General features: G+C 63.6%; 10 protein-coding genes and 1 pseudogene. 9 read left to right on the top strand and 2 right to left on the bottom strand.

Translation table 11 applies throughout. The features are described from left to right. Positions 1-4 precede the first annotated feature (4 nt). The 5 genes from ABD194_RS08645 (at position 5) to ABD194_RS08625 (ending at position 5,523) form a co-directional block, all read left to right on the top strand. Positions 5-457 carry a hypothetical protein gene (locus ABD194_RS08645; RefSeq protein WP_343990159.1) on the top strand — a complete coding sequence of 151 codons (453 nt, stop codon included), beginning with the start codon at positions 5-7 and terminating at the stop codon, positions 455-457. After that, complete coding sequence (locus ABD194_RS08640; protein WP_343990156.1) at positions 454-1,986, top strand: type IV secretory system conjugative DNA transfer family protein; 1,533 nt, start codon at positions 454-456, stop codon at positions 1,984-1,986. Before ABD194_RS08645 ends, ABD194_RS08640 begins: the two co-directional genes overlap by 4 nt. Then, the gene (locus ABD194_RS08635) at positions 1,983-2,657 is read left to right on the top strand and encodes a hypothetical protein (protein ID WP_343990153.1); all 675 of its coding nucleotides are present in this window, start codon (positions 1,983-1,985) and stop codon (positions 2,655-2,657) included. The genes ABD194_RS08640 and ABD194_RS08635 overlap by 4 nt, the downstream gene beginning before the upstream one ends. 557 nt (positions 2,658-3,214) lie before the next feature. Next, complete coding sequence (locus ABD194_RS08630; RefSeq protein WP_343990150.1) at positions 3,215-4,393, top strand: adenine-specific methyltransferase EcoRI family protein; 1,179 nt, start codon at positions 3,215-3,217, stop codon at positions 4,391-4,393. Between the two features lie 5 nt (positions 4,394-4,398). Then, the gene (locus ABD194_RS08625) at positions 4,399-5,523 is read left to right on the top strand and encodes an HNH endonuclease family protein (protein WP_343990147.1); all 1,125 of its coding nucleotides are present in this window, start codon (positions 4,399-4,401) and stop codon (positions 5,521-5,523) included. 110 nt (positions 5,524-5,633) lie between these two features. Here the strand turns inward: ABD194_RS08625 and ABD194_RS08620 are convergent, their stop codons facing one another. Continuing rightward, the gene (locus tag ABD194_RS08620) at positions 5,634-6,668 is read right to left on the bottom strand and encodes an IS110 family RNA-guided transposase (protein WP_343990144.1); all 1,035 of its coding nucleotides are present in this window, start codon (positions 6,666-6,668) and stop codon (positions 5,634-5,636) included. A 664-nt stretch (positions 6,669-7,332) separates the two neighbouring features. Between ABD194_RS08620 and ABD194_RS08615 the strand changes: the two genes are divergently transcribed. The 4 genes from ABD194_RS08615 (at position 7,333) to ABD194_RS08600 (ending at position 11,136) form a co-directional block, all read left to right on the top strand. Further along, positions 7,333-8,430: an ABC-three component system protein gene (locus ABD194_RS08615; protein WP_343990141.1), complete on the top strand. Its 1,098-nt coding sequence runs from the start codon at positions 7,333-7,335 to the stop codon at positions 8,428-8,430. After that, positions 8,418-8,924 (top strand): ABC-three component system middle component 2, encoded by a 507-nt coding sequence (locus ABD194_RS08610; protein WP_343990138.1) that lies wholly within the window; start codon positions 8,418-8,420, stop codon positions 8,922-8,924. The genes ABD194_RS08615 and ABD194_RS08610 overlap by 13 nt, the downstream gene beginning before the upstream one ends. Continuing rightward, on the top strand, positions 8,921-10,750 hold the full coding sequence (locus tag ABD194_RS08605; RefSeq protein ID WP_343990135.1) for a hypothetical protein: 1,830 nt from the start codon (positions 8,921-8,923) through the stop codon (positions 10,748-10,750). The genes ABD194_RS08610 and ABD194_RS08605 overlap by 4 nt, the downstream gene beginning before the upstream one ends. Positions 10,751-10,938: 188 nt before the next feature. After that, positions 10,939-11,136: a hypothetical protein gene (locus ABD194_RS08600; protein WP_343990132.1), complete on the top strand. Its 198-nt coding sequence runs from the start codon at positions 10,939-10,941 to the stop codon at positions 11,134-11,136. Between the two features lie 164 nt (positions 11,137-11,300). On the opposite strand, the pseudogene ABD194_RS08595 reads toward ABD194_RS08600, so the two are convergent. Then, positions 11,301-12,964 (bottom strand): annotated as a pseudogene (locus ABD194_RS08595) (DUF6119 family protein). Positions 12,965-13,206: the final 242 nt, after the last annotated feature.

The raw sequence follows: 13,206 nt of genomic DNA, 5'->3' as shown, positions 1-13,206 counted from the left end.
TCTCATGCAGCAGTCACGACGCTCGAACCCGTACCCGTTCACGTGGGAGATCCCGCTGATGCTCGCCGTCACTGTGCTGCTGCTCCTCGTGCTCGGCGTCCAGGCCGGCCGCGCCGCCGCGAACCTCGCCGCCGGCTCGGGTGTGTCGTTCCCGCCGAGAGAGGCCATGTTCACGAGCGTGCCGGGGATCATCGCGGGGGACGCCGGCGCAGGACTACCGCCAGGCGTACCGGGTGGGGCATCGCCGGCCGCGGTGCGCAGCTGGGTGGCCGCGCTCGAGCTGATGATCCTCCTGGTGCTGTGTTGGACGGGGAGGGCGCTGTGGATGCGGTGGGGACCCCACCGCGTCCACGGGATGGCCAGCAAGGCCGAGGCGCAGGGCCTGCTCGGGCGCCAGCGGCTGCACCGCGTCCGGGCGGTCATCCGCCCCGACCTTTACGGCAAGGACCGAGCATGATCGCGAGAACGGAGTCACGGTTTCGCTCTCGGTCACGGCTTTGGTCGAGGGCGCGGTTCGAGCCGACGGACGTGGGGTGGCGGCTCGGCACCTCGTCGCAGCCCAGGGGTGGGCAGCTGTGGGTGCCGTGGGACCGCACCGCTGGGGTCATCGGGCCGCAGGGCAGCGGTAAGACCCTCGATGCGTTGATCCCAGCGCTGCTGCAGGCACCGGGCGCGGCGCTGGTGACGTTGACGAAGCTCGACGACCTGCTGCTGAGCCTGACGGCCCGCTCCGCCGGCGACCGGCCGTGTGTGGTGCTCGACCCGTTCGGTGCCGCGTCCGGGTTGCCCGAGCTGGTCTGGGACCCGATCGACGGGTGCGTCGACCCGATGCTGGCCGAGCGGCGCGCGAAAGCGTTCACCGCCGGCACCGTCAAGGGCGCTGTCGCGGGCGGGCACGGCGACGACGCCGCCCGGTTCTACGCGGCCGAGGCCGCAAAGGTCCTGCAGGCCTACTTCCACGCGGCCGCGTTGACGGGGCGCACCCTGCAGGACGTGCTGCGCTGGGTCGCGACCCCGCTCAGTGCCACCGACCCCACCGAGATCCTGCGGGAGCACCCCCACGCCGCGCCGTTCTGGCACGGGCTGCTGTTCGGGGCGCTCCGCGGCGATGACCGAACCGCCGGCAACACGATCACCACAGTGCAGCAGACCATGAGCCTGTTCTTCCAGGAGCCCATCCGGCGCCGCTGCGTCCCCGGACCCGGACGTCCCGCCACCGACGTCGCCGAGGTCATCGCGCGGGGCGGCACCATCTACCTGCTCGGACGCGAGGACCCCTACGCCAGCGCGTCACCGCTGATGACAGCCGTCGCCGAGCACGTCCTCGACACCGCCCTCGCAGCCGCGAACCAGTCACGCTGGGGAAGGCTCTGCCCGCCCATGCTCGCCTGCCTCGACGAACTCCCCTCCACCGCACCGCTGCCTACCCTGCGCACCCGGATGGCCAACGAGCGCGCCCTCGGGATCTCCTTCATCTGGGCCGCACAGACCCGGCCACAGCTCTCCACGATCTTCGGCGACCAGGAAGCTCGCACCCTGCTCGGGCTCACGAACAACCTCATCCTCTTCGGCGGCTCCAAGGACGTCGCCTTCAACCAGGAGATCAGCGACCTCCTCGGACCCGTCCGGGTCGCCCGCACCAGCTGGCAGACCGGAACCCGCGGCGGACGGAACGTCGCCGGGGAGGACATCCCCATCCTCACCGGCGCCGAGGTCCGCCAACTCCAGGATCGGCACGCCCTCGTCGTCGCCGAGAACGGCAAACCCATCATCTCCGCACTGCGCCGGTGCGTCGACGGCCCGAGTGGGCGACAGCTCCTCGCCCAGCAGGCCGCGGCACGCGCCGCGCTGGGGGAGGGACGCCGGCTGCTGGTCACCCCGCAGGCCCGATCCACCGCTGCGCTCGTCGAAGCGCGACGGCACGGCCTGTCCAGCGACACGACCAGCGGTCCGAACCTCACGCCGAACGTCACGGTGCGGCGATGAGCATCACCACAGATCCCCAGTTCCCGCCGGCGCCCATGGTCCGCCCCTTCCCCGAACCGGGCCGCGGCCTGGCGCACTGCTACCGCGAGCTGCACCTCGCCGCCAACGGCACCGCCGAGCAGAAGAAGGCCCTCGGCGACCTACGGATGCTGCCCCGACCCTGGGACCCGACGAGCATCCGAGAACCGCGCCTGCGGCGCGAACTCTGGACCTGGCTCGACCACGTCGTCGCCTGGCTCAACGTCGAGTACGTCTGGGACGTCATCGGCATCATCCCGCCCTGCTGGCCCCAGCACCCCCACCTCGTCCACGAGATCGCCGTCCTCGCCGACCAGCGCCGCCGCGCCGGCCTCGGCTTCACCAGCGACGCCCTCGAGGAATGGCACCGCTACTGCCTCCCAGCCTTCGCCGAACGACTCCGGACCCGGCTAAAGGACCACTGCGAGGACGGCCACAGCGACTGGCCAGCCCGCGGCCGCTACAACCGCCACAGCGCCGAGAACGCCCTGCAGCAACGAGACACCGCGTTCTCCAACGACGAAGCCCTCGTCAAGCCCACGCGCCGAGACCCCAGCGAGACCCTGCGACTGCACCTTGTCGACACCGGACACCTCACCACAGAAGTCGTCGACCTCGAAACCGGCGAGATCCTCGACGATCACAACGAATGAGCCAGATCTCCGACCGCAGAGAACTCTGCGGGTGCGCGGAACGGACGCGCGGCCGGGCTGCGGATTTCTATCGCTGACGTGTCCAGGAACGTACGTCCTACCGCCCAGAAAGGGCGTGCCCCGAGACCGGCGGCTACCGCCCACAAGGACGTGCGCACATACCCCCTCGCGCGCCGCGGGAGGAAAAATGTGAAGCCGAGAGCCCAGTACGGTGTTCGTGCGGCGGGGTGGCATCGCCGAGCTCGCCCACGAGCTTCACATCGATGACGCGCGCGACATTGTCGAGTGCATGCTCATGGGCAGTGGTCGTCGCCTCGACCTCAGCGGTCCGTTCGCCGACGCGGTCCCCCGAGGGATCGCGGCTGCACGTTGTCATCGCCGACATCAGCTGCAGGCACTGGCAGGTCATCGTCCGCAAGTTACTTGAAAAGCAGGGACTCGGTGGGGAGGCGTGTCCGGCGCGACGATGAGCCGTCCGGCGCGACGCCGAAAGGACTGCTCGGCGGACCGGCCCGGTCGATGCTTGTGGGTCTGACCGCGCCAGTAGGGTTACGCGCGTGAGCGAGACAAGACCGGCACCTGGTGGGAACAAGTCGGCGGGCCTGACCAGCGCGCGGATGAACCGCAATGACGAGTTCTACACGCAACTGCCTGATATCGAGGCCGAGCTCCGCCACTACCGCCCACACTTCGAGGACAAGGTGGTCTTGTGCAACTGCGATGACCCCTTCGAGTCCAACTTCTTCAAGTTCTTCGTCATGAACTTCCGCCGCCTCGGCATCAAGAAGTTGATCGTCTCGTGCTACTCCGGGTCGCCAGTGCAGGGGGAACAGATCTCGCTCTTCGACCTCAAGGGCCTGTCCCAAGAGGACGCGGAGGCGCGACGACCGTACAAGGTCGAGATCACCGAGATTCCGGACGCCAACAATGACGGCGCCATCGACCTGTCCGACGTGGAGCACTTGCTCACCCACGACGCGAACGTCCTGACTCCGCTCAAGGGGAACGGAGACTTCCGTAGCGCCGAGTGCCTCGGGCTACTAGACGAGGCGGACATCGTGGTCACAAACCCACCGTTCAGCCTCTTCCGTGAGTACGTCGCCACCCTGATCGACCATGGCAAGCAGTTCCTCATCCTCGGAGATCAGAACGCGATCACCTACCCGCAGATCTTTAGATACCTGAAGGACAACCGGCTGTGGATCGGTATCGAAAACGGTGGAACCAAGTGGTTCCGCGTGCCGGACGACTACGACATCGCCACCGAGTCGCGGAAGAGGCTGGTCGATGGGGTCAAGTACTTCAGCATGGGCCGCATCTACTGGTTCACGAATCTCGACCATGCCAAGCGCCACGAGAACCTGATCCTGACGGAGCGGTACACGCCCGAGAGGTACCCCCAGTACGACAACTTCGAGGCCATCGAGGTATCGCGCGTGGCAGACATCCCAGAGGACTGGGAGGGGGCCATGGGCGTGCCGATCACCTTCCTAGACAAGTACAACCCGGAGCAGTTCCAGATCCTCGGAAATGACGACGAGGGCCTGACCCCTACGAAGACCTACGGTCACAAGGTCAAGGTCGTAGACGGAGTGCGCACCAAGTCGAACACCGGAGCCCTCCGGTGTGTTCTGAGGGCCGAATCGTTCGGGCCCGGGACATACTTCGACGTCGGGTACCCAGTAAAGGGCACCTACCGTCGTGTCTTCATTCGCCGAATCGGAGCAACCTCTTGAGCCCCATGCAGATCGACCTACACCGGATCCCAGTCCGGGAAGTCGTGGCCGGATACCTCAACACGGAGGAGGACGGCGTCTCCGGCATGAACGGACGCCTGGACATCCGTCCCAAGTACCAGCGCCTGTTTCGGTACAACGTCGAGCAGCAGCAGGCCGTCCTCCGGACGGTCCTCAAGGGCTTCCCCCTCAACGTCTTCTACTGGTCCGTCAGTGGGGAATCGGGCGGCGAACCGACATACGAGATGCTCGACGGACAGCAGCGCACGCTGTCGATCTGCGAGTTCGTCGAGGGCAACTTCTCTATTACCGACCCGGCATGGCCATTTCCCAAGAACTTCGACAGCCTGTCCGCCGACGACAGAAACAAGGTGCTCGCCTACCAGTTGATGGTCTACAAGTGCCGCGGCACTGAGGACGAGAAGCTGGAGTGGTTCCAAGTCATCAATATCGCTGGCCTGAAGCTGGAAGCACAGGAGCTACGCAACGCCGTTTACACCGGCCCATGGCTGACCGACGCGAAGCGGTACTTCTCCCGGGAGAACCAAGCCGCCCACAAGTACGGCAAGGACTATGTCAAGCCAGGTGACGTGAAGGCGCAGGCTCTTCTCGAGAAGGCGCTCGTGTGGATCGCCGGCCGGGGTGACGATGCGATCTGCCGGTACATGAACGACCACCGCAACGACCAGAACGCCCTTGAACTGTGGAAGCGTTTTCGCGATGTCGTGGACTGGGCGAAGGCCACGTTCCCCAAGGTTCGGCCCCAGCTGAGCCAAGTGAACTGGCCAGATCTCTACGATCGCTTCGGGTCGAGGACTTGGAACGCCGGGGAATTGGAGCAGAGGGTCAGGGAACTCCTCGCCGACGTGGATGTGACGAAGAAGGCTGGCATCTACGAGTACGTCCTCTCCGGTGACGAGCGGGTCCTCAACATCCGTGCCTTCGACGACTCCATGCGGACGGAGGCGTACGAACGACAGAACGGCATCTGCGTTAAGTGCCAAGAGCACTTCGAGATCGGCGAAATGCACGCGGACCACATCACCCCATGGTCGCTGGGCGGGAAGACCGAAGGAGCGAACTGCCAGATGCTGTGCGCTGACTGCAACCGTAGGAAGTCGAACATCTGAGACCACGGGAATGCAAGAAGGGCCCCGCTTCGAAGAAGGAGTCGCGGCCTTCTTGCGTCACGCGGCCCTCATGAGGATCTGGCGAACGGAAGCGACGCTCCTATGGTTCGTCAAGCAGCTGCGGCGCCGTTTTCAAGCGGGCGGTAGAAGTCGCGGGCGACGTAGCGGGCAAGGCAGCGTTTGATCTCTCGGCTGGTCTTTCCTTCCGCACTGCGGCGGGCGACGTAGTCGCGGGTGGCTGGCTGGTACTGGATCCGGATCCGGACCACGGTGTGTAGGGCTCGGTTGAGCTGGCGATCGCCGTACCGGTTGAGCCGATACCGGGTGGTGACCTGTCCACTGTTCGCCGGGATCGGTGCCACGCCGGCGAGCATCGCGAACGCCGCCTCAGAGTGCACGCGACCGGGGTGGGACCACGCGCACAACACCGTCGCAGCCACGATCGGACCGACACCGAACTGCTCGAGCAGGTCGGGTCGCCAGCTGCGGATGATCGCCACGATGGCCATCTGATGGTCACGTGCCTCTTTGAGCATCGCGTGCACGCGACGAGCCAACGCCCGCAACGCCACGACGGTGCTGGTCGTCTCGACGTCCCAGCAGGAGCGCACGCGCAGGTTCGCGGCCGTGTTGAGCATCGCGGCAAGCTTCTGGCCGCGGAACCTGACGCGGATCGGTTCGGGTGCTGCGATGACCAGGCCGAAGACCTGCAGCTGAGCCTCAGTGGAGGCATTGACCGCGGAGCGGCGAGCAGCCAAAAGCACTGACAGTGCTTGGCGTTCGGCGCCACTGCGGGGAGTCCCCAGCTGGGGTCGAGCCAGTGCTTCACGCGCGGCTCGGATCGCATCGAGCGGATCTGACTTCGCCCCGTTGCGGCGCGCAGCCCGCTTCGGGCGGTCCAGCTCGATGACGAGCTCCGATGACTGCAGCAGGTGACGGCTCAGGCCGGCGCCGTGGCCGCCGGTGCCCTCGATCGCCCAGGCCCGCAGCATCGCGTGGTTGTTGGCGAACTCCACCAGCTCGGCATAGCCCTCGGTTGTCGCCTCGACGGTGATCTCGTCGAGGACACCACCGGTCGCAGCATCGACCACGGCCGCGGAGTGGGTGTGGACGTGGGTGTCGACGCCGATGACGACGTCGACCACCTCACGCAGATCGGTCAGACTGGTCATGCGTTCTCTCCTTCGCCGGATTGGGACGTGGGTTCCGGTCCGGGACGGAGGTTCGGCAGGACTGTGATGAGACACGCAAGGCGCTGCTAACGCCAGGCGGTCAAGCTCCTGATCAGGCCAGCTCCTCCAACCGGGCCGGGGCCGGCGACCACGAGCGGACAAGTCGCAGCAAGGCACGAAGCCAGTCACACCGTGGGTCACACTCGTGGTCACCAACCACAGCCCAGCACCATCAGGCTGCGAACGCGATCCTCACAGTCACACCGCCGCGAGCAGGTCAGGCCCTGCACAAGCGTCACCACCGCGCTCATGGGGCGTGCATGCGAACCCGCCGCCCACCGCCCACTATGGGTCAGCGTCACAGCGGCACTGTGGGGCAGACTCCCAGCGACCGGGTCTGTCCAGTCCGGGCGCATACAAGTCGGGCGGTGGTGTGGGGAGCGTGGTGAGGGTGTCTCGAGATGCATCTCGCGCTCAACCCTGGTGATTCAGTGTTGACTTCGAGACGTCAGCCGCGGGGGTAGTGCCTCGCGGCCCAAGAGGGTGAAGCTATGTGGCGTCAGCTCGACACCCTCGCTGGCCCGAAAGCCATTTCCGGCACCGGTACTGTGAGAGGGTTTGTCGAGGAGGAGGCATCTTGAGCGAGCAGGCGGAGGAACTCGAACTTCACGAGTTGATGCAGCCGACGATACTAGACGGGGGTTCCGCTCCCAGCATCCCCGAGCACTTGGCTCTAAAGCCCGAGAAGCTCATCTGGCTTTACGAGGATTCTGAGTGGGAGGAATTCGTCCTCGAATGGGCCACGCAACTTCACCATCAGTATCGCAAGGTGCGGCGCAGCGGCGGGTCGAACGATCACGGCGTTGACGTCGTCGGCTTCGCGACAGATCACGGATTCGATGGGGAGTGGGATTGCTTCCAGTGCAAGATGTACGGGAGCGCCATTACCGCGAAGACTGCCTTTCCCGAGATCATCAAGGTAGTTCTCAGCACAATGGCCGGGCACTACGCGTGGCCCCGACTCTACCGCTTTGCCGCGCCGAAGGGGATCGGTCAAGGTCTTGCCAACATTATCGACACCCCCAGCCTTCTGAAGGCGGCGGTTGTCAAGGAGTTGACGAAAGACAAGAGCGTGTTGGTCAGGCAGATCGGGGACGTCCCACTGGGCGACGTTTTGGGAGCGATCGACGACGCGGACTTTTCGATCTTCGGCGCCTTCGAGGTACACGAACTCATCGCCGATCATTCGGCTACTAAGTGGCACAGCGTGCGGTTCGGGGTCTCGTTGCCGCCGCGACCATTGGCCCCCGTTCCGTCGGTTGCCCCGAGTGCCCATGAGCAGCGATACATCGAAAAGCTGATGAACGTCTATAACGAACTGTCAACCAATCTCTCGTGCTCGCCAGCCAACGTTCACGAGTGGCCAACATCCCGGTCGCGCCACTACGAACGCCAGCGGGTCGCCTTCTACAGCGCCGAGGCACTCCGAGTGTTCGCTAGGGATGCCGTGCCGGAGGGTACGTTCGAGGCGCTGCAGGACGAGATCTACGACGCGGTCATTGAGACACATGATCGGGAGTTCAGTTCCGGCCTGGACCGCTTGTATGCCGTCACGGAGGTTGCGCGCGTTGTGCCCTTGGCAGCTAACGGACTCGTACCGGTCGTCTACATGCGCGACCGGACGGGGATATGTCATCAGCTCTCCAACAATGATCGACTGGAATGGGTTGTGTAATGCAACCACTCAACAGTCCCATCGAGCTCGGCCTTCGCTGCGTGGTACTCCTGACCTCTCTATTCCCTCGCCGGGCGGACATTAGTCGCCTAGTGCTGATGGACCACTGCCTTCTGCACAGCGCCGATCTGGGCGGTCCCGACAGCGTTCTTCCTCCAATACCCGCACGAGGTGGCGAACTGGGCATAAAGCGTACGGTCGTGGAGCACGGGCTCCGCGTCATGATGCGGGCGGGCATGGTCGAGGCACATGCAAGCGAAGCCGGGCTGGAGTACGCCGCCAGCGAGGAGGCGGAGTCGTTTCTCGGCGTGCTGGAGTCGAGCCACCTACGCCATCTGATCGCCTCTGCGTCGTGGGTAGTCGAGGAGTTTGGGGACCAGGACGAATCCGCGATTCGCGATCGGGTGGGCGAAGTCCTCGATCGATGGAGCGAAGACTTGGAGCCGATTGAGATCGTTAACGAGTCTCTGCTCGGCCAGGAGGATGAGCGATGAGACTGCTGCATCTGACAGCGGTAGGCCCCGACAAGCCCCCCGCATCGGTTCCTTTCGCGCCGCGCCTGACCGTCATCTACGGAGCGTCCGAAGCCGGAAAATCGTACATCATCGACGCTCTCAACTTCATGTTGGGTGCACGCGCGCTGCGCGATATCCCCGAGGCGGCCGGCTACCAAACCATGCTCCTTGGGATTGAGTTGGCGAGCGGGAGCACGATCACTTTGGCGCGCCACCTTCGCGGGGGCCGGGTCATGGTCTTCGACGACGACCTTCGGTCCTTACCTACGCGTCCCCCCGACCGAAGCCTGGCGGCGCAACACGTGACCGGCAGTGAGGACACGGTTTCTCATTACCTCCTTCAGGACTTGGGCCTTGCAGGAGCACAGCTTCGAAAGAACGAAAGAAACAACCTGCAGGCGCTCGGGATCCGGAACCTAATGCGCCTTTGCCTGGTCGATGAAGAGCGGATTCTTGCGCGACGTTCGCCTGTCGTGTCCGATGTGCCCATGGCACGCACCGCAGATCGCTCGGTGTTCAAGTTGCTGTTGGAAGGAAGGGATGACTCAGACCTGACGGGCGGAGAGGATCCGACGCAGTTTCGCAGAATCAATCGCGGACAGGTCGAGGTCTTGGACCGGGCGCTTGCACAGCTCTACGAGCGCCTGGGAGAGGTGCCGGAGCCCCCTGCACTTTTGGACCAGCTGGCGCGACTAAACTCAAGCATTGAAGACACATCGCGCTCGATCGCCGACGCGCTGGTACGGCGAGACGATCTGTTGGCCCAGCGTGACGTCGCTCAGGAGGATCAGCGACGCGACGCGAACGTAGTCGTGGATGCTCGGACAGTTAGTAGCCGGTTCGCGCTGTTGGATCAGAAGTACACCTCGGATCTTGAGCGTTTGGAGATGGTTCGCGAGGTCGGAACGTTCCTCGGCTACTTCCACGTCGGCACCTGCGTCCTTTGCGGCGCGGTTCCTGAACATCAACACCCTGAGCACGCGGTCTACGAGTCGGGTCAGGTGTCTGCGAGCGTTGATGCCGAGGTGGCGAAGACCACGGCGCTGCAACGCGACCTCACCGCAACGATCGCGCGGATCAACGATGAGGAGGCGCAAGCGAACGTACGCGTCTCGCGAGCGCGCGCGGAGGTCCAGCGACTGACCGACGAGATCGCGGCTCTCGAACAGGCCGTTCGGCCTAGTAGTGACGAGATCTCGCGACTTCTTCAGACTCGATCCGACGTCGAACGGTCACTGACCCTGTCGGCACAGGTTGACGAACTCTCGGCGCTCCGTGCTTCTGTCGCTGGGGAGCACCCCGATGTCGCGGACGCCGTCGCTGAAGGTATATCGAGCAAAACGCAACGAGACTTTTCACGAGCGGTCGCCGAGGTCCTCCAACAGTGGGGGGTCCCGGGTTCCTCCGAATGCTATGTCTCTTTCGATGGAGCTCCGGACGTGGTGCTGGAGCAGAGGCGTCGAGTAGATCGAGGCAAGGGGATGCGCTCGATTCTCCATGCTGGTTTTGTGATTGCGCTGGGTGAGTACTGCCTCGAGCGCGAACTGCCGCATCCGGGCTTCGTCGTACTTGATACTCCGGTCCTCACTTATCGCGATGCAGAGCAGCGCGAAAGCTCTTCAGGAGACGAACTGTTAAGCACCTCAGTTGCCGAGTCGTTCTACGCCTATCTCGAAGCCTCTTACATCGGCCAGAGCATCGTCCTTGAGAACCAGACTCCTCCAGAGGTGACGGGCGACGGCTGTTCCGTGATGTTCTTTAGTGGCACTCCCGGCGTGGGCCGTTCGGGGTTCTTCCCGGGGTAGGTCTTCCGTCGACCGGGCGCTCGGCGCCCTGCTCATCCTCCAACGTGCGCGTCAATCCGCCGCATGGGCGGCGTGGGTCAACTAGCGTTCCACCGGGGGGTCGCCGGCCGCAGCATCGAGCAGCGCTCCGGTGTCGGCATAGGCGGCCATATTGCTTCCGTTCGCAGTCACGGCGTGGAAGGACCGGGATGACACAGCACGTGGATGGCTCGTGGTCGGGATGGGACGGAGACACGATCGTTCAGCTCACCGACGGTTCTGTGTGGCGGCAAGACGAGTATCACTACGAATATCGCTACGCCTACCGGCCGAAAGCGACGGTCACGAGCGGCAAGATGCAGGTTGAAGGCATGAGTCGCGCCGTTCGCGTCCGCAAACTTGCGTAGGACTCCTCATTTGTCGACAAACATCACCCGGACGCCCCTACCAAGTACGTCGGCGCTGCCATCCCGACGCGGTTGCCCATCTTCCGCCCGCCAGGATGCGAATCTGGAGGGGTTTCGACGCCAACTGACAGGCACGGAGAACCATGCCAGCGATATTCCGACTACTATTTGGTCTTACTCACAGCGCGCCCTGCATGGACGCGCGCGAACTCAACAGTGAATCCGCGTGAAGTGAGATTGTTAAAGGCCTCACGAAGATTTACCTTGCTGAAGAACGGAAGTTGCTCGAGCCCCGTGCCCCGCCATTCGGCAGCCACGGCATACACCACCTTCCAGTCGCGCGGATAGATTCCTCCGGCAAAGAGATGAGCGAAATGATTCTTCCCTTTGGCACTTGCACTGACCTTCGCCTTCACAGCTGTTAGGAAGGCGGGATTGGTCTGCATGAGTTCCCGGAAACGATCCCTTGAGCAAAAAGGTGGCTCAGTGTGCTTGATGACAAGTGGCGCTTAACGTGAATAAGGTGCCGATCTGATGAAAGCAGGTCGCAAACTTCGATAGCAGTGGTCTTGCCAGGGACCGTTATGACGTTCTGCTTGTCAAGAAGCAGCAAATCAGACGCTTTTGCCGCGCTCTTGTTGTAAGCGTCCTCGGTCTGACTCACCGTCGTTTCCGGCAGGGTGTACGAAGCCTGGGGCAACCCCTCCAGGAAGTGGTCCAGTGCCGTCAAGTAATCCTCGCTTACACGAAACAACTCACCTTCATCGAGGATGTACGTATCTGCACCCACCGAGACTTCCGCAACGAGGCAGCGCCAAGCCGGCCAGCGCGCCGCGACCTCGCCGTCGCCGTCGTTGGCATATATCCAAGATTTTCGCAGGAAGTCTGGGTCGATGGTTGCCAGGTGACCGGAACGCTCCAGACCTCGGACGTAGTCCACAACCCTAATGTCAGGGTGCTGCACCTCTCGCTTAGTGCCGCGTCGATCAAAGTGATATCGAAAGCCCGACACCTTGGCCCAGTCTAAGATTTCCGGCGGTGCTAGGGCGACGCCGTCAAGGTGCTTACTCTTCAGACGCCCAACAATTTCTTCCTCGATCTCCGCCTTTAGGAGCGGGTCGTCTAGCGGTTGGATATTGTCGATCCAAGAGAATTTCGCCTGATAATCAGGACGCCGACTCACAGCATCAATGTCGCGGCAGAGTCTGCCGAGGTCGCGAAAGGCAACGTCGAGCGCGAGAACGAGGGCATCGCCGCCTTGCACGCGCTGGCCCCACTTAGATTCGTAGGGTTGCCCAACGGCCTTGTCCAGAACATCGCGGAGCTGACTGACATCGAATGCCTCGAAGTCGACCTGCTCACTGGCCTGCACCCGAGACCTCAGGACGGACGCGTCCCGGCGTTTGCTATCGACGGATCGTAGGCGGGGAGCGCTACGAGAGTTGTTCGGATAGATCAAGTTGAGGGCGGTCTTGAGCCCGTATCCGCGAACATATGTTGCGGGATCAAGCATGAATCTGCCTGCGGGGCCAAACGCAAAGGCAAACGTGACCGGCCCTTGCCTTTTGGTGCCAGCGGTTCTGACGAACAGTATGGCCGAGGGGTTGACGCCGGCCGCGATCTGGACGTCAGTGAAGCCAGAAGAGAGAAATGACGCCCACGCCGGAGACCGCGGGAGCGCGGCGGCGACGAACACTGAAGCCGTGAAGACGCGGGTCGTGATGGTCTCAGAGCGCGAGACCGATGCGTCCTTGGTCAACAAGGATTCAAAGGCGACATCGGAACTGTCGTACTCCGGCCTGAGCCGAAAGCAAGTAAGCGTCGGCAATTCGATCGTTCCCCCGTTCAACAGATATGGCCCCTGATCGTAGTTGCCCAACGTCCCAAGTGTGCTGATTGGCGCTCACTGAGACGTCAGCCTTGCCGGAGATCAGCACCCCTTCCATCAGGGCTGGCCCCTGCAACGCCGCACCGTGGCGGGATCGGCCCTATCAGCCCCCGTGGCTGTCCCGTTCCGGGTTTAGTGGAGGCTCGGAACTGACGCGACGACGTTAACCGCCACGGGATTCT

It is taken from the genome of Terrabacter terrae (assembly GCF_039529575.1).
Lineage (GTDB): Bacteria > Actinomycetota > Actinomycetes > Actinomycetales > Dermatophilaceae > Terrabacter > Terrabacter terrae.
This window is presented reverse-complemented; position numbering and strand designations above follow the sequence as displayed.

Excerpts from the sequence above, each read along its gene's own strand:
- ABD194_RS08645 (WP_343990159.1), top strand. The coding sequence starts at position 5 with ATGCAGCAGTCACGACGCTCGAACCCGTACCCGTTCACGTGGGAGATC.
- ABD194_RS08640 (WP_343990156.1), top strand. The coding sequence starts at position 454 with ATGATCGCGAGAACGGAGTCACGGTTTCGCTCTCGGTCACGGCTTTGG.
- ABD194_RS08635 (WP_343990153.1), top strand. The coding sequence starts at position 1,983 with ATGAGCATCACCACAGATCCCCAGTTCCCGCCGGCGCCCATGGTCCGC.
- ABD194_RS08625 (WP_343990147.1), top strand. The coding sequence starts at position 4,399 with ATGCAGATCGACCTACACCGGATCCCAGTCCGGGAAGTCGTGGCCGGA.
- ABD194_RS08610 (WP_343990138.1), top strand. The coding sequence starts at position 8,418 with ATGGGTTGTGTAATGCAACCACTCAACAGTCCCATCGAGCTCGGCCTT.
- ABD194_RS08605 (WP_343990135.1), top strand. The coding sequence starts at position 8,921 with ATGAGACTGCTGCATCTGACAGCGGTAGGCCCCGACAAGCCCCCCGCA.
- ABD194_RS08600 (WP_343990132.1), top strand. The coding sequence starts at position 10,939 with ATGACACAGCACGTGGATGGCTCGTGGTCGGGATGGGACGGAGACACG.